At 38.4% G+C, this 17,358-nt stretch carries 17 protein-coding genes and 1 pseudogene; 7 read left to right on the forward strand and 11 right to left on the reverse strand.

The features are described from left to right. Positions 1–741 carry an energy transducer TonB gene (locus BZK16_RS05655; RefSeq protein ID WP_077927926.1) on the reverse strand — a complete coding sequence of 247 codons (741 nt, stop codon included), beginning with the start codon at positions 739–741 and terminating at the stop codon, positions 1–3. 195 nt (positions 742–936) lie between these two features. On the opposite strand from BZK16_RS05655, the gene dapB reads away from it, so the two are divergent. Both dapB and BZK16_RS05665 read left to right on the forward strand, forming a co-directional pair. After that, the gene (gene dapB, locus BZK16_RS05660; RefSeq protein ID WP_077927927.1) at positions 937–1,737 is read left to right on the forward strand and encodes a 4-hydroxy-tetrahydrodipicolinate reductase; all 801 of its coding nucleotides are present in this window, start codon (positions 937–939) and stop codon (positions 1,735–1,737) included. Between the two features lie 5 nt (positions 1,738–1,742). Continuing rightward, complete coding sequence (locus tag BZK16_RS05665) at positions 1,743–3,272, forward strand: B12-binding domain-containing radical SAM protein (protein WP_077927928.1); 1,530 nt, start codon at positions 1,743–1,745, stop codon at positions 3,270–3,272. A gap of 85 nt (positions 3,273–3,357) precedes the next feature. Here BZK16_RS05665 and BZK16_RS05670 read toward each other — a convergent pair whose 3' ends face one another. Beyond that, a complete protein-coding gene (locus BZK16_RS05670) occupies positions 3,358–4,227 on the reverse strand; it encodes a DUF805 domain-containing protein (RefSeq protein WP_077927929.1) in 870 nt (289 codons plus the stop codon). Between the two features lie 139 nt (positions 4,228–4,366). On the opposite strand from BZK16_RS05670, the gene BZK16_RS05675 reads away from it, so the two are divergent. Beyond that, entirely contained in the window at positions 4,367–4,669 is a 303-nt protein-coding gene (locus tag BZK16_RS05675; RefSeq protein WP_077927930.1) for a putative quinol monooxygenase, read from the forward strand. Between the two features lie 84 nt (positions 4,670–4,753). After that, positions 4,754–5,071: a hypothetical protein gene (locus BZK16_RS05680; RefSeq protein ID WP_077927931.1), complete on the forward strand. Its 318-nt coding sequence runs from the start codon at positions 4,754–4,756 to the stop codon at positions 5,069–5,071. A gap of 62 nt (positions 5,072–5,133) precedes the next feature. Here BZK16_RS05680 and BZK16_RS05685 read toward each other — a convergent pair. The 7 genes and pseudogenes from BZK16_RS05685 to BZK16_RS05715 all read right to left on the reverse strand — a co-directional run. Beyond that, positions 5,134–5,502: pseudogene (locus BZK16_RS05685) on the reverse strand (elongation factor P-like protein YeiP); the annotation flags it as partial. Beyond that, on the reverse strand, positions 5,391–5,918 hold the full coding sequence (locus BZK16_RS05690; RefSeq protein WP_233145207.1) for an elongation factor P-like protein YeiP: 528 nt from the start codon (positions 5,916–5,918) through the stop codon (positions 5,391–5,393). The gene BZK16_RS05690 and the pseudogene BZK16_RS05685, both read right to left, overlap by 112 nt. Before the next feature lie 23 nt (positions 5,919–5,941). Continuing rightward, entirely contained in the window at positions 5,942–6,589 is a 648-nt protein-coding gene (gene can / locus BZK16_RS05695) for a carbonate dehydratase (protein WP_077927932.1), read from the reverse strand. 24 nt (positions 6,590–6,613) lie between these two features. Then, a complete protein-coding gene (locus BZK16_RS05700; RefSeq protein ID WP_008315064.1) occupies positions 6,614–6,883 on the reverse strand; it encodes a helix-turn-helix domain-containing protein in 270 nt (89 codons plus the stop codon). Between the two features lie 22 nt (positions 6,884–6,905). Then, positions 6,906–7,865 carry a tRNA dihydrouridine synthase DusB gene (dusB, locus tag BZK16_RS05705; RefSeq protein ID WP_077927933.1) on the reverse strand — a complete coding sequence of 320 codons (960 nt, stop codon included), beginning with the start codon at positions 7,863–7,865 and terminating at the stop codon, positions 6,906–6,908. Continuing rightward, on the reverse strand, positions 7,862–8,755 hold the full coding sequence (prmA, locus tag BZK16_RS05710) for a 50S ribosomal protein L11 methyltransferase (RefSeq protein WP_077927934.1): 894 nt from the start codon (positions 8,753–8,755) through the stop codon (positions 7,862–7,864). The genes dusB and prmA overlap by 4 nt, the downstream gene beginning before the upstream one ends. 165 nt (positions 8,756–8,920) lie before the next feature. Next, positions 8,921–9,157: an FAD assembly factor SdhE gene (locus BZK16_RS05715; RefSeq protein WP_077927935.1), complete on the reverse strand. Its 237-nt coding sequence runs from the start codon at positions 9,155–9,157 to the stop codon at positions 8,921–8,923. A 216-nt stretch (positions 9,158–9,373) separates the two neighbouring features. Between BZK16_RS05715 and exaC the strand changes: the two genes are divergently transcribed. Beyond that, positions 9,374–10,894, forward strand: coding sequence for an acetaldehyde dehydrogenase ExaC (gene exaC / locus BZK16_RS05720; RefSeq protein WP_096777498.1), 1,521 nt, complete (start codon positions 9,374–9,376; stop codon positions 10,892–10,894). Positions 10,895–11,079: 185 nt separating this feature from the next. Here exaC and BZK16_RS05725 read toward each other — a convergent pair whose 3' ends face one another. Both BZK16_RS05725 and mnmG read right to left on the reverse strand, forming a co-directional pair. Continuing rightward, positions 11,080–13,578: a peptidoglycan-binding domain-containing protein gene (locus BZK16_RS05725; RefSeq protein ID WP_077927937.1), complete on the reverse strand. Its 2,499-nt coding sequence runs from the start codon at positions 13,576–13,578 to the stop codon at positions 11,080–11,082. Between the two features lie 2 nt (positions 13,579–13,580). Then, a complete protein-coding gene (mnmG, locus tag BZK16_RS05730) occupies positions 13,581–15,473 on the reverse strand; it encodes a tRNA uridine-5-carboxymethylaminomethyl(34) synthesis enzyme MnmG (RefSeq protein WP_077927938.1) in 1,893 nt (630 codons plus the stop codon). A 258-nt stretch (positions 15,474–15,731) separates the two neighbouring features. Between mnmG and BZK16_RS05735 the strand changes: the two genes are divergently transcribed. Together BZK16_RS05735 and BZK16_RS05740 are read left to right on the forward strand one after the other, a co-directional pair. Further along, the gene (locus BZK16_RS05735) at positions 15,732–16,208 is read left to right on the forward strand and encodes a hypothetical protein (RefSeq protein ID WP_077927939.1); all 477 of its coding nucleotides are present in this window, start codon (positions 15,732–15,734) and stop codon (positions 16,206–16,208) included. Positions 16,209–16,284: 76 nt separating this feature from the next. After that, complete coding sequence (locus BZK16_RS05740; protein WP_077927940.1) at positions 16,285–17,286, forward strand: LLM class flavin-dependent oxidoreductase; 1,002 nt, start codon at positions 16,285–16,287, stop codon at positions 17,284–17,286. The last annotated feature ends 72 nt before the right edge of the window (positions 17,287–17,358 follow it).

Here is a 17,358-nt window from a genome sequence, read left to right on the forward strand (position 1 = left end):
TTAAAATGCATAATCCATTCGATGTCTGATGGCTAATGTTTGCCCATTCTCTATATACGGATGAATTTTAACACCACGAGCGGCTTCAAGTGCAGCTTTATCTAATACATCATGACCTGAAGAGCGTTCTAATACAACTTTAACAGGGTTCCCGCGTTGATCAATCTCAACCATGACGACACTATTGCCCGTCCATTTATTTCGGTGAGCAATGCGCGGTCTTTTGGGCGCGGGATTTTTAATAAACTTGATGCTTGAAGATGACACTAATGGCTTGCCACCTTTCATTTTTTGTTGTGCTGAATTCTTTGCTATGTTCTGTGTTTGAACCTTTGGCTGTGGCTTAACAACTGGTTTTTGCACCACTTTCTGTTTCACAGGTTCAATCTTCTCTACTTTTTTAATCTCTTGAATTACTTCTTTCTTTTCTGGAATCACGATATCCGCTTCATTCACAGATTTAACTGCCACAATTTCCTTTTCAAGCACTTCTTCAATGATTGGATGTTCAAAAACTTCTGGTTCAACTTCTTCAACTTTTGCTTCCACTACGCTTTCGCTACTTGCTCCGAAGAATTCCATCTCCATCACATCGAAATTCATCGCATTGGGTGTCAATTCAGCTTTCTTTGCAGGTGATTGGTAAATCATCGCTGCAACCGCAGCTGTATGAAATGCTCCAACGCATGCAATTAAGATCACATTAACAATGGCAGTTTTTTTAAAAAGTCGATTGTTCATAACAGTTATCATTAAGAATTAATTAACGCATGAGAATTATTATCATTTAAGAGTCATTTGTCAAACAATTTCATCATTTATTTAAATAATCACGATAAATTTTCTTAAATTTGGCATTTTATAGATGTGTGAATAAACAATACTTTTATGGGGTTTCTCGCTATAATGAGCCCATTTTATTAAAGAGGTTGAATCATGATTCGAATTGGTATTATCGGTGTCGAAGGCAGGATGGGCGTCAATATTCTGCAATTGGTTGCAGATGCAAGCGACTTAACTTTAGGTGCAGCGATTACTCATAAAGGTAGCGCAAACATTGGTCACGATGCTGGCGAATTATTACACAGCTCACCATTAAATGTTGTGATCACTGATGATGTTTCTACAACGACAAACGCTGTGGATGTTTACATTGATTTCACATTACCAGAAGCAACAATGCAAAATATCAGTGCAATTGCCAAAGCTAAAATCCCTGTTGTGATTGGTACAACAGGTTTATCGAATGATGATTTAGCTCAATTACAAGAATATGCAAAAGAGACTGCAATTCTACAAGCGCCCAATATGAGCCTTGGCGTGAATTTGGTTTATGCATTACTGGAGCAAGCTGCAAAAGTATTGGGTAAACAAGCAGATATCGAAGTATTAGAAATGCACCATAGATTTAAGAAAGATGCGCCATCTGGCACTGCATTACAAATGGGTAAAGTGGTTGCGAAAGCGATGAATGAAGACTTTGACAAAGTAGCAGTTTATGACCGCCATGATATGGATCGTGAACGTGGTGCTGGCGAAATTGGCTTTGCAACATTGCGTGGCGGTAGCGTTGTGGGTGATCACACTGTGATTTTTGCAACATTGAAAGAGCAGATCGAAATCACGCATAAAGCGAAAGATCGTACACTATTTGCTGATGGTGCTGTTTATGCAGCTCGTTGGTTACATGCAAAACCTGCTGGCTTGTATTCAATGCAAGATACATTGGTGATGTAACTGCGATGAATATTTTAATAAGTACTTTAAACGCCCGCTTCTCTCACGCATCTTTAGCAACGCGCTACTTATATGCGAACATGGAAGAGATTCAATCTCAAGCTGAAATCTGTGAATTTACGATTCAACAAGATACAGATGAAATTTTAACCATCGTGTATGAGAAAAACCCAAAGATTTTATTGCTGGGCGTTTATATTTGGAACATCAATGAAACAACAAAATTAGTCCGTGAGCTCAAAGCATTGATGCCAGAGCTTATCATTGTTATTGGTGGACCTGAAGTTTCACATGAATATGACGACACTTCTATCTTCAACACAGCAGATTACTTAATCACAGGCTGGGGCGATATCAGTGCTTATGAATTATGTCGTGACATTTTAGCAGGCAATGCACCTGAAAACAAAGTGATCACAGGTTTACAGCCAAAGCTTGAACACATCAAAATGCCGTATGATTACTATACGGATTTCGATATTCAGCACCGTACAGTTTATGTGGAAGCTTCGCGTGGTTGCCCTTTCAAATGTGAATTCTGTTTATCAAGCTTAGATAAAACAGCTTGGACATTCCCATTGGATGAGTTCCTCGCTGCGATGGATCGCTTATATGAACGTGGCTTGCGCCAATTTAAGTTCATTGATCGTACATTTAACTTAAAGCGCGAATTTACTGTCAGCATTTTGAATTTCTTCTTAGATAAATTGGCAAAAAATCCTGAAGAATCACTCTTCTTACATTTTGAATTGGTACCAGATTTCTTACCGGATGAAATTAAAGATTTGATCTTAAAATTCCCTGAAGGTAGTTTGCAATTTGAGATCGGAATTCAAACATTAAACCCAGAAACTCAAAAGCTCATTTCACGTAAAACCAACCTTGTTAAAGCTAAAGAGAATATCTCTTGGTTATCTAAGCACACAACTGTGCATTTGCATGTGGATTTGATCGCAGGCTTGCCGGCGGAAGATTTAGAGAAGTTTGCGGATGGTTTCAATGAACTTTGGTCTTGGGAACCACAAGAAATTCAATTGGGCATTTTAAAGCGATTGAAAGGTACACCAATTGCGCGCCATACGAAAGAATTTGATTTCAAATATAGTCCTGAAGCACCTTATAGCGTTTATGAGAATAAGGACATGGATTTTGCAACCATGAATCAGATGAAAAACGCAGCTAAATTCTGGGATTTGATTGCAAACTCTGGTCGCTTTAGTCAAACATTGCCATTGTTATTCAATGAAAAAGCCTTTGAAACATTGTGGGAAATTTCAGAATACATGGTGAGCAAGTTTAAGCGCACACACAGTATTCCATTAGACAAACTCTTTGCTGAAGTTTATGTTTATTTAACAGAAATCAAAAAGTTACCATTGGAAGAAGTCCGCGAAACCATGGGACAAGATTTCTTGCGCATCGGCTTACAAGGCTGGCCGAGATATTTGGGTGATAAACCTGAAGGCTTTGAGGATCGCTTTAAAAATCGCATCCCTAAAACTGCCACACCAAAACGCCAACAGCAACATTTGTAAACACAAGAAAGCCCAGCATTGCTGGGCTTTTACTCTACTAATTCCATATCAATATTCTAGTTCATGCTCTAAATTTCTAAAAGTATTATCGACAATCTTTAGGACGAAGAGTATATGGTAATGTTCCTCCTTTACAGTCCCATAAATATTGACCATCGATTATTTTTGGTACAAAAATAATCGTTTTATAGTCCAACTTCTTATTATATGTAATCGTAATTGCATTATTTTTAACTTCTACACCATCAACAATAATCCCTCTAATATATGATGCCGGAGGAAGAGAAGCTTCTTCATTAGAAGACGGCCAAGCTTTGTGAATGCCATAATATTCAATCATAGACTGTTTTCCTACATCCAATAGTTCAAAACTTTCTACAACACGAGCCCTTTTATCATAAGTATAGTAGGCAGGCAAAACAAAAAGATAAATAAGAGCAGATAAAAACAACAAAATGAGAAGAGAAATAATACCAAGACCACTTCCTCTGCGAGAAGGAAAACCATACTTATTCTCTATACTTTTCCCCGGAAAAGATACCAAATAGATATAGAAAACTGATAAAAATATAACTCCAACATATGGAATAACTGACAAAAATAACAAAAGCGAAAACCAACCAGTTTTCTCTAGATCATGTAATCTTAAAACTGTGATTCGTATCATGAAAAATGATAAAAATATCCCGGCAATAATATATAGAGCAATAAAAAATTTAGATGATGTTATTAGAAAATATGGATTATTTGTTATCATCATCAAATTAACAAAATACAAACATCCTATAATTATTATTCCTACTAGAGTAATTATAAAAACTGCATTGATATAATTAAGTCGCCCATATCGCCCTTGAAAAGAGAAATCAAAAACTGAAGTAATCTCATGTCTCAAATTAATATTTTCTTCATCATCCTTAGATATATCTTGAAGTTGGCTAGATATCATATCCATTTTATAAACTCATTTATTATTAATATAAAAGAGGATTATATCTCAATAGTATTCTAAATATATGACAATCTATCCAATAATAGGTCTATTTATAGGCGATTCTACATTTATAATGCGCCTTTATATTAAAGGACGTTATATGATCACAGCTATTGTAAAAGCTGAAATTTTGCCTAAAAAAGTCGATCAATTACGCGAAATTGCAAATATTCTACAACATGACTATTCAATCAATGAAAAAGGTTGTCAGCGCTATGAATCAATCATTGACGGCAATACATTCATTACGATAGAAATTTGGGAAAATCAACAAGTATTGGATATTCATTTAAAACAAGAACATGTGAAAACATATGTGCCTCAAATGAAAGAATGTATTGTTGATGGCATTTTTCATGTAACTTTCATCAATAGTGATGACATTACACAAATCACTATCTAAACTTATCAAAATACAGATAACAGCATTTAATCTCATCGTTATCATATGATATGATTCAGCACACAAACGATATAGAGATACAGAATGAATTATCTAGAAAATGCACAAACCGAGATCGATGATTTTGCTTCAGACAACAGCGAACTTGCTCAAGAGTTCGCAATCAAATTAAGCCAGCAGCTTCAAGGGCTTTTTAGAGATGATTGGGATAGCGATACGCACACTAAAGAAGATGTTTTAATGATGGTGCTCGAGGAAGATGATGTATTACAGAAGTTTTGTGATGACAATGATATCGACATGCAAAATGAAGATGGTGATACAGATTTTGATTTGCAGTATGCAAGAGAGTTACAACATATGATCATCGATGCTGTGGCTGAATTCTTTGAGTTAGAATAAATCTTATAGATATAAAAAAGGGCTGAATCATCAGCCCTTTTTATTAGTTTGTGAGAGAGAAATTATTCTCTACCCATGAATTCACCTGTTTCTGTATTCACACGAATTTTAGTACCATTTTCGATGTAATCAGGTACTTGAACATCAATACCTGTAGACATGCGCGCTGGCTTCGTGCGTTTTGTTGCACTGCCACCTTTTAATTCAGGTGCTGTATCAACAATTTCCAACACGATACTTTGTGGTGGAGCTAATGCGATAGGATTTTCATCAATCAAAGAAACGTAATAACCTTCTACGCCTTCAATAATATAACCTTTCATATCATCCACGATTTTCGCAGATAAAATGTATTGTGTGTAATCTTCCACATCCATGAATACGTAATCTTCACCATCCATGTATGAGAAAGTTGTTTCACGTTTGCGTAAATNGTATCAACAATTTCCAACACGATACTTTGTGGTGGAGCTAATGCGATAGGATTTTCATCAATCAAAGAAACGTAATAACCTTCTACGCCTTCAATAATATAACCTTTCATATCATCCACGATTTTCGCAGATAAAATGTATTGTGTGTAATCTTCCACATCCATGAATACGTAATCTTCACCATCCATGTATGAGAAAGTTGTTTCACGTTTGCGTAAATCTACAGATTCCAAATCATCATCTGCGCGCAAAGACAAATCTACTTTGTGTCCATCAGGAATGGAGAACATCTGAATACGATAAGTCGTGTTGCCACCACGAGCTGTTGGTGCTGACTTCTCTACTTCACGAACCACATAATAAAGCCCATTATGAGCCAAAACCGTATGTTTTTTAACCTCATTTGCCTTCATATCATTCCCTATTTAACAAATTCTTAACGACATCTTGCGTGGATTAACGTTACAGCATGCTGATACGCTTCTTCCACTTGATCAGGACGACTGACATGGAAATTTAAATCATTTAAATGACCATCAGCCAAACCGTAAATACAACCATGAACAGTAAAGCGCTGTCCTCGTTCCCATGCATCTTGCACAATTGTTGTTTGCGTGATGTTATAAGCCTGTTCAATGGCATTTAACTCACATAAACGATCATGACGGGATGTTACATCTTCACACAAATACAAAGAATGTTCTTCATATACGTTGCGAACATGTAAAAGCCAGTTATCAGCTAAACCAATGCGCTTGCCCTCTAAAGCAGCCTTCACGCCAGAACAACCATAATGACCCACAACTAAAACATGTTTTACTTTAAGGATATCAATGGCAAACTGAATCACTGATAAACAGTTAAAGTCACTGTGCACTACAACATTTGCAATATTACGATGAACAAAAACTTCCCCAGGTGCGATGCCTGCAATTTGGTTAGCAGGTACACGTGAGTCGGAACAACCAATCCATAAATACTCTGGAGATTGTTGATCCACTAAAGATTCAAAAAAACCTGGTGATTCTTCTTTAACTTTAGCAGCCCAAGCTCTGTTTTTTGCAATGATTTCATCAAATGCCATTGTCATATTCCTCTGATGGATTAATTAACCAATCGATTTTGCATCGATATCATAATAATCCAATTTCTTTTTCAATGTTGAGCGAGTGATCCCTAAAATTTCAGACGCTTTAGATTGATTACCGTTTGTGTACTCTAACACTTTTTCAAACAATGGACGCTCAACTTCCGATAAAACTAAACGATATAAGTTAGGTGGATATTTTCCATCTAATTGCAGAGAAATCTCATTCAATGCGGTTTTTACAGATTCACGCAATGGGATATGACTTTTGATTCTGCGTTGTGCGATCATTCTTTGTTACTCCTAAAATAAATTACGCAACAATCGGTTGATTGTTAATTAACGATGTCAAAATATGGTGCTGTTCATCCCTGCTCCGTGCAGCCATTAATGTGGTTCGCCAATCTTTCCCATTGTCAAACCAAGATGAATACCATAATAGGTGTTTACGCGCGACTCGAACGCCTTTCTCGTCGCCATAAAGTTCATATAAACCATCGAGGTGCGTATTAATCACCTCAAATATCTCATCAATAGATGGTTGATATACAGTGTCTTCCACAAGAGAGCGGAATATCCACGGATTACCAAAAGCGCCGCGACCAATCATTAAGCCATCCGCTTTAGTGACATCCATTACATAACGTGCTTTTTCAACGCTTGTGATGTCACCATTGGCAATCACGGGGATAGAAATTTGAGATTTAATGTCACGAATGGTTTCATATTCAGCATCTCCTGAAAAACCATCCTGACGTGTACGGCCATGAATTGTGAGCATCTGAATGCCTGCTTTCTCTGCAATTTTTGCAATGTTCAAAGCATTTTTGTTCTCATGATCCCAACCTGTACGGATTTTTAAAGTTACAGGAACATCAACTGCGCCAACAACCGCTGAAAGAATATCTTTCACCAACTCTTCATCACGCATCAATGCTGAACCTGCGGCTTTTTTACAAACTTTTTTAGCAGGACAACCCATATTAATATCAATAATATTGGCGCCTAAGCTTACATTGTAACGTGCTGCATTTGCCATATCTTCTGGCTCTGTACCCAAAATCTGAATCGAAATTGGGCCAGTTTCACCATCTAATACAACACGGTTTTTGCTTTTATCTGTATCCCATAAATTTTCTTGGGCATTGACCATTTCAGACACAGCCAAGCCAGCGCCTTGAGCACGGCATAACTTACGGAAAGGTAAATCCGTAATGCCTGCCATCGGCGCCATAATGTATGGATTATTGAGAGAAAGCTCACCTATTTTCATGCACGTTTAATTCCATGCACTAAAGCCCAACCATCAATTGTGTTGAAAGGCTCTACAAAATCAAACCAAGGCGCATATGCTTCTTTGATCATATCGATATCAGAGATCAAAATGCCTGCCAAAATGATGTTCGCATTAGGTTTTGCTAATGATGCTAATCTTTCTGCCAAAGCCGTCAAAGGCAATGCCAAAATGTTCGCCATCACTAAGTCAGCAGGTTCCGCTGAGAATTCGTTGGATAATACACAATTGATTGTGACGTTATTGCGCTCAGCATTTTCATGAGTTGCTTTGATCGCTTGAGGATCAATATCTGTCGCATCACAACGACTTGCACCTAAAACACGTGCAGCAATGCCCAATACACCAGAACCACAGCCATAATCGATCGCTGTGTGATTTTCCACTGATGATTTGTGGTTAGATAACCACGTTAAGCATAATGCCGTCGATGGATGCGTACCTGTACCAAATGCCAAGCCTGGATCTAACATCACAGTTGCGCATTCTGGTTCTGGTGGCGCTAAATGCGTTGGACAAATCCAGAGGTTTTCACCAAACTTCATCGCGTGGTAATGATCCATCCATGAACGTTCCCAGTCAGTATTTTGTAAGTGATTTTCTTTCACAACTGGTAACGCATTAATTTCTGTTGAGAGAACACTTGCCACACAAGAGAAAATTTCTTTCTCGTCGCAAGGTGTTTCAAATAGCCCTGTGACTAACGTTTCAGGCCATAAAGGTGTTTCACCTGGTAATGGTTCTAATACTGGGTGATCTTCGGCATCGCTGTATGTTACAGCAATCGCGCCTGCAGTGAGTAGCGCTTCATCTATTTCATCTGGTGAATATTGACCAGACTTCAGAGTAAGCTCAAACCATTCCTTCACGATGTAACTCCTGAAAAGTGTCTAATAAAAGGGCAATGAATACTATCGAATTTTTTACAGAAGTCAAGAAGGCTCCGTCAATAGCGAACAAGTATTGTATATAAATTACGCAAAAAATCCTATTTAAAATATAATTTCAAAGGAAATTTTTTTCTTAAAAAAATTTTACAAATTAGGATTTAATTTTCTGATGAGCTGTTCTTGTGCATCAGATTTAGCTGGCACTCTCAGCAAAAGAAGGTCAAACAGTTCAGGATCTTGCATTTCTAATAGCTCGATTAGCAATGCTTTTTCATCTGCGGGTGCAGTTGGGTAATGGTTATCTAAATAGCAATCGAATAATCGATCCATCTCACGCATGCCTCTACGCGCGCGCCATCTAATCTTTGGTAACTGATCCATCACAAATCCTCATTCAAACTGGACTAAATATTCTAACATGGTTCTTCTATAACTGCTTCATCATTCGAATGGTAATTCATCGCAAACAAAAAATATTTCTATCAATTTACAAAAACTATCAAAATTTATAATAGAATGAAGAAACATTGCCTGATTTGTAATGTATTTGTAGTTTATCGGTTTCTCACAATTGTAAAAATAATGAGGAGTATGTATATGACAACAATTTCACCAGCAACATATGGTTTTCCAGTTCAACTCAAAAAAAGATACGAAAACTTCATCGGCGGCAAATGGGTTCCTCCTGTCAAGGGCGAATACTTTGAAAACATCACACCACTCACAGGTAAAGCAATCTGCGAAGTTGCATCATCCTCCATTGAAGATGTGGACGCAGCATTAGATGCTGCGCATAAAGCACAACAAACATGGGGCAAAACTTCCCCTGCTGAACGAGCATCCATTCTGAATAGAATCGCAGACCGTTTAGAACAAAACTTAGAACTCTTAGCTTCTGTCGAAACTTGGGACAATGGTAAAGCCATTCGCGAAACATTAGCCGCTGACATCCCACTTGGCATTGATCACTTTAGATATTTTGCAGGCTGTATCCGTGCACAAGAAGGCGCACTGAGCCAAATCGATGAAAACACTGTAGCCTATCACTTCCATGAGCCAATTGGCGTTGTTGGGCAAATCATTCCATGGAACTTCCCTATCTTAATGGCTTGCTGGAAAATCGCACCTGCACTTGCTGCGGGTAACAGTATCGTATTAAAACCTGCGAAATTTACGCCAATCTCTATTCTTGTATTTGCAGAGTTAATCCAAGACATTTTACCTCCTGGCACATTGAATATCGTCAATGGCTCAGGTGCTGTAATTGGTGAGCATTTAGCAAAATCCCCACGCATTGCAAAAGTTGGCTTTACTGGATCAACAGAAGTTGGCCAAACCATCATGCGTTGCGCTGCTGAAAACGTCATTCCTGTGACATTAGAATTGGGTGGTAAATCACCTAACGTATTCTTTGAAGACGTCATGGCAAAAGATGATGGTTATTTAGATAAAGCTTTGGAAGGCTTTGCAATGTTTGCATTGAACCAAGGTGAAATCTGTACTTGCCCAAGCCGCGTATTAATTCAAGAATCCATTTATGATCAATTCATTGAAAAAGCTGTAAAACGCGTCAAAGCAATTCAACAAGGCAACCCAATGGATCGCACAACCATGATGGGTGCACAGGTTTCTATGCAACAAGTGAATACCATCATGAAATACATCCAAATTGGTAAAGATGAAGGTGCTGAATTATTAACAGGCGGTAATCGCGCAGATTTAGGTGGTGATTTATCAGGTGGTTATTATATCGAGCCAACCATCTTCAAAGGCACGAATGATATGCGTATTTTCCAAGAAGAAATTTTTGGCCCTGTACTAGCAGTCACAACCTTTAAAGATGAAGAAGAAGCTCTAGCGATCGCTAACGATACGATTTACGGATTAGGTTCAGGTGTTTGGAGCCGAAATGGCAATATCGCCTACAGAATGGGTCGTGGCATCCAAGCTGGTCGTGTTTGGACAAACTGCTATCACCAATATCCAGCACATGCTGCATTCGGTGGTTACAAAATGTCAGGCTTTGGCCGTGAAACTCACAAAATGATTTTGAATCATTACCAACAAACTAAAAACTTGTTAGTGAGCTATTCAGAAGAGCCTATGGGCTTTTTCTAACCTAAATATCTAACTTAATTCCCTAACAAAGCCTGATTGAAAACAATCAGGCTTTTTCTTTATGTTCAGATTAAAGTTACTCAAAATAATATAACTTCACCCATTAGACACCATATATCAGCACATAAAAAGCCCATTAACATCTGTTAATAGGCTTTGATTAAACTAACTTTAGATGTTAAGCATTATCCACGGCAAGAGACTGATAATACTCGCCCTTTACGATAAACAATGCGGCATTGCTGATTATTTTTCGCGCTACCACACATCGCAGCTGAAATACTGATGTTATTCACCTTACAACCTGCCAAAGCACCTTTACTGTTATAAATCATGCTCATGCGACCAGAAATTGCTTTCGGTGGTGATGTTAAGATCGTATCATTTTGAGCGCCTTTTGCACCCATTGTTGGCATTACACCTCGAATCGGTTGATCATTTGCCACACTATTTGCTGTATTATTTTTCACAACAGTAGCTGGCGCACGACGACTATTCAATGCAATACGCTCATTCACTTGATGCAATGTTGCCAAATCTGGTGTGCCTGTTACTTTATGGCTATAACGCTTTTGGAAAGTTTCAATCGTTTTCTTCGTAGTTGGGCCTGTCATGCCATCAACCTTGATCTTATAGCCTAACTTACCTAAACCCTGCTGAATCTGTTTAATGATCTCTTTATCCATTGCTTTAAAGAAATTATCAGTCAAATCAGCATTCACAGGCAATTTATTCTCTTTCTTGAATTTTTCAATTGCATCACTCGTTGCCTTACCTTGTAAACCATCGATTTTGCCATTGAAATAACCCAAAACTGTCATATATTCCTGAGCACTTTGTGTTTTCTCTTTCAAGATGCGCTGTTGCTCCAACATATCCAAATATGTTTTCACGTAGTTTTCATTATTCACATCACCCAATACCACCAATAGAATACCAATATCTAATTGCGTAGGATCAGCTTCAGGCAATTTATGTTGTTTACGTAAATCCATCACAATTTTACGTGTTTTAGGGCCCAATGTGCCAGTTGGCGCATCATCCAATAAACCTTTTTCGTTCAAATAACGCTGTACACGAGTGATCGTTTGACTATTCATTTTAGCCATTGTTTGGCGACCAACTTTACCATCTGCACCTAAACCATTGCTAGATTGATAAGCTTTAATAGCAGCAGTCAACTCATCACTTGGCTTACCGTCCACTTCATCTTTAAAGTAGCCCAAAACTGCCAACATTAACTGTAATTGAACAGTATCTTCTACACCTTGGTTTGGGTTAAAGCTTGAAACACTGCCTGCAATTTCAACAACAGGTTCTTCCTCAGGTTTTGTGCCTTCTGAGCCTTCAGTGATCACACCTTCTCCAGCTTCATCATCACCTTCTTCTTCAATGATGCCATCTTCTTCAGCATGATCTGCTTCAGTCAATACAGTTTCTTCCATTGAGCCATCGCTCGTCATTTGTCCTTCATTGAACAACATACTCAATGTTTCAGGCAATAAAGAACCATTCGGTTTAATGCCTGATACTTCTTCATAAGATTTCAATGCGTCCACAGTGCTTGCGCCTGGAATACCATCAATCTCTTGATCATATAATTCTAGTTGCTTTAACTTCTGTTGAACCTTTTTCCAAATTTGCTTTTCTAAAGGTACTTCCCACTTAGCACTCATGATGCCTGTTGGTTTCAAACCTATCGAAGTTTCAAAGTCTTTAATCGCTTGGCGTGTGGATGGTCCCATTTGACCATCTAAAGTACCTGCTGGAAATCCTGCCAATGTTAACCATACTTGAAGATTTAAAAGCTTACCTGCTGTCGCATTGCTATCGATTAAGAAACCTGCAGTCATTGCTTCTGGCTTCGTTGATTCTTCAGTTTTTGCATCATCTTCAACTTTAGGTTTAACTTCCTCAACTGGCTTTGCAGGCTCAATCACTGTAGCAGGCACAGAAACTTCCATCTCTTCCACTAGTTTAACTTTTGGCTGAGTTGGTGATGTTTTAACTGGCTCAATGATTTCTTCAGCCACAACAACATCGCGCTGTGCGATTGTATTGGAATAAGCATTACGTAGCGCAACAATGTCCGCCAATGATAAATGACCTGTTTCAGGTAAACCTTCAGAAGCTTGGAATGCTTTCAGTGCATCAGTAGAAGATGCATCCCAAATGCCCGTGATTTTCTCTGAGCCTTCATCAAATAACAATTCCTGAAGAAAACGAACGCCATCTTCTTCTAAATCAGCATACCAATCTGGCGTAATTTGCTTTTGTGGGCTCAAACCACGTGTTGCTTGGTAATTTAAAATGGCTTCTTCTAAACCTTTATCATAAATACCTTGTAGGTTGAAATTCTTTGAATTCACAGGTACGCCCAACAACAAGAACCACAAACGAACACGTTCGATCATTTGTGGAGAAACGCCCGATGAGATCTTTTGAGAAATCATCCAGCGTTGCACATCTTTGTCATTGTTCAACACAGCATAGTCATACATCGTAAAACCATTTTTATCTGCTGTATTGATTAGCTTAGGAGATTTTTCAATCTCCTCTTTCACCCCATCTAAAGCAGACGATGAAACCACTGTGAAAATATCTTGCTCTGTTTTAGAAAAATTCAGGAAAACTGGAATGATCACAACAATCGCCAGCCAACCATATTTAAGGTATTTATTCATCATTATTCCTTAATTGTTGGAATGAGTCCTTTTCTTAAAAGTACTAATAATAGAGAAATCGCCGCAGGTGTTACCCCTTGAATGCGTGAAGCTTGACCTATCGTTTCAGGCTTTTGACGTGTCAATTTTTCACACTGCTCTCTTGATAAACCTTTGATCGTTGCATAATCAATATTGTGCGGCAATTTAGCTTCTTCAAACTTTTTATTGCGAGCAATTTCATCCATACCACGTTGAATATAGCCCTCATATTTTGTTTGAATCACAACTTCTTCAATCGCAATGCGAGACAAATCATCAAACTGAGGTGCTTCAGGTAATTTTTCTAAAGCTTCAAATGTCACTTCAGGACGCTTCAATAGCGTCAATGCGCGCATATTGTGAGGCATGACTACGGAAGTTTCTGCTTGCAATTGTTTACCTTGCTCAGATTCTTGTGCAACCATCCAATCGCGCAAGCGACCTTCAGCTGCGATGCGATCTTCATTTTTCTGCAAATAATGCTGCCATTGGTCATCGCCCACCAAGCCCAATTCATAACCAATAGGTGTTAAGCGCTCATCCGCATTATCTTCACGCAGAATCAAACGATATTCTGAACGCGATGTGAACATACGATAAGGTTCTTGAACACCTTGCGTGATCAAGTCATCGAGCATCACGCCAATGTAGGATTCATGACGCAATGGATACCATTCTTCTTTACCCAAGTAATTGCGCGCAGCATTTAAGCCTGCAATCAAACCTTGTGCAGCCGCTTCTTCATAGCCCGTTGTACCGTTGATTTGACCTGCAAAGTACAAGTTTTGAATCGCTTTAGTTTCTAAAGTGAATTTCAAATCACGAGGATCAAAGAAATCATACTCAATTGCATAACCTGGACGCGTAATATGCGCATTTTCTAAGCCCGGAATACTGTGTACTAAATTAATTTGCACATCAAATGGCAAACTTGTAGAGATACCATTTGGATAATATTCATAAGTGGATAAGCCTTCTGGCTCCAAAAATACATGATGGCGATCTTTATCCGCAAAACGCATGATCTTATCTTCAACAGATGGACAATATCTTGGGCCAATACCTTCGATCACGCCTGCATACATTGGTGAACGATCTAAACCACCACGAATGATTTCGTGTGTGCGTTCATTTGTGTATGTTGTCCAACAAGAGATTTGGCGCGGATGTTGCAATCTTTCTCTCATGTAAGAAAAATACGGTACAGGATCATCACCTTTTTGTTCTTCCATGCCTGAAAAATCAATTGTACGACCATCAATTCGTGGTGGTGTACCTGTTTTCAAGCGATGAATATTCAAAGGCAACTCACGCAATCTTTGCGCCAAGCTATTCGAGGGTGGATCACCCATGCGACCGCCTTCGTAGTTTGACATACCAACATGAATCAAGCCTGATAAGAACGTACCTGCCGTCAATACAACAGAATGACCATGGAAGCGAATACCTGATTGCGTGACAACACCAGTGATTTTATCGCCTTCAACAATGAAATCATCCGCTGCTTGTTGGAAAATAAAGAGGTTTTCTTGCTCTTCTACATATTTACGAACGGCAGCACGATACAAAGCACGATCCGCTTGCGCACGTGATGAACGAACCGCAGGACCTTTCGATGCATTCAAAATACGGAATTGAATGCCGCCTAAGTCTGTCGCTTTCGCCATCAAACCACCAAGTGCATCGATCTCTTTAACGATCTGCCCTTTCCCAATCCCGCCGATTGCTGGATTACAGCTCATCTGCCCGACTGTTTCAATGTTATGTGTTAATAGTAATGTGGGAACGCCCAATCTTGCTGAAGCCATCGCTGCTTCTGTACCAGCATGTCCGCCACCGACGATAATTACGCCAAAATGTCTAGGAAAGTCCATAAATACACTTATATCTTAAAGAAAAGCAAAAGAGCTATCTTATCAGTTTTATGATGAAATCCCAATAAGCCATACAGATATTTACATAACATGTACAACAAGGAAATTTATGACATATTAGCTAAGATACTGAGAATATAATTTCTTAAAATAAAATCAAAATGATAAAGTACAAAATTTGTATTATAAGCATACTCAAACTCAGATATTGCACGATTTCAAGAAAACCTCATGTTTAATATTGGAGGTTAGTTTGTTATGAATAATGAAATATTAAAGAACCCTCTGCCATCCAAACTCTTGAGGCTTTCTATCATTCTATGGTTTTGCGCATTACCTTTTTCAACCTATATCACTGGTTATGATACTCAAGGTTACTTTGTCCTACTGATTGGATGGCTAGGTTTCATCTCTGGTGACGTTGGATGGTATGCCAATATATTTATATTTTACCTATTCGCTAGTTTTTCTAATTCAAATAGAAAATTAATCTTCCCTTTGATCTGCCTATTCTTAATCAGTCATTTTTTTAATACTAACCAAATAGTAACATTTGATCCTGAAAACCCATCTAATCAACTACAGTATCATATTACTAATATCGGTTTACTTCCCTTTAGGACAGTAGAAGTCTTTAGTATTCGTGAAGAAGAAGATTTGTTAATCGTACAATTTTATGATCCTTATGCTGAAATGATCAATGAAGTAATACTCAAGCTTATTAATCAAAAATAAATGAATCTTTTAAATTATTGGCAAATTTTAAATATATCTACTATCCTCGATATATAGATATATTAAAGGAGCGATCATGCAAAAGAAAATTCCGATTTCGTTATTAGATTTAGTACCTGTTGGCGAAGGGCAAACCATTGCGACAGCAATTCAACAATCTGTTGAATTAGCACAATGTGCTGAGAATGTTGGCTTTAAACGATTTTGGCTAGCTGAGCACCATAACATGGCAGGAATTGCGAGCGCTGCAACTTCCCTTTTACTGTGTCACATTGGTAATCACACACAGAAAATCAGAATCGGTGCAGGCGGAATCATGCTCCCTAATCATTCACCATTAGTGATTGCAGAGCAATTTGGCACATTGGCAACGCTCTTTCCTGATCGCATTGACTTAGGTTTAGGCAGAGCACCCGGCAGTGATATGACAACCGCAACAGCACTTCGCCGTAATCAGCAAAATTCCAACCAATTCCCAAGTGATGTTGTGGAGCTGCAATATTATTTGAATTCTGATGATGATACGGATCTTGTGAAAGCATTTCCCGGCCGTGGCACAAAGATCCCATTGTGGATGTTAGGCTCTAGTCTGTTTGGTGCACAATTAGCAGCGCATTTAGGTTTGCCTTATGCATTTGCCTCACACTTTGCACCGCAAATGTTAAAACAAGCCGTAGAAGTTTATCGCAAACAATTCAAGCCATCGAAACAATTGGCTAAACCTTATGTCAGTATTGCTGCGAATTTAGTCTTAAGTGAAACTGTTGAAGATGCAAAATATCATTTCACCTCCAAGCAACAAGCTTTTACTAATTTACGCCGCAATCAAGCAGGATTAACACCAAAACCTATTCAAGACATTGAAGCCTTTTGGTCTCCTGTCGAAAAACAAAGCACAAGTGCAGCGTTAGCCTGTTCCTTTGTCGGCACAGTGGATTCCGCTTCACCTCAAATTGATGCATTCTTAGCTGAATATCAACCTGATGAATTGATTGTCACTTGTGGGATTTTTGATCAAGCTGCACGTTTAAAAACATTACAACTTGCTAAAGAATTACCACAATTTCAGTTCATATAATTTGATTCTATAACAAACTCAAAGCCATTTCTCCTGTAGGGAAAAATGGCTTTATTAGGGCGTGTTGAACAT

The sequence above is a fragment of the Wohlfahrtiimonas populi genome, from assembly GCF_002006795.1.
Classification (GTDB): Bacteria; Pseudomonadota; Gammaproteobacteria; order Cardiobacteriales; family Wohlfahrtiimonadaceae; genus Wohlfahrtiimonas; species Wohlfahrtiimonas populi.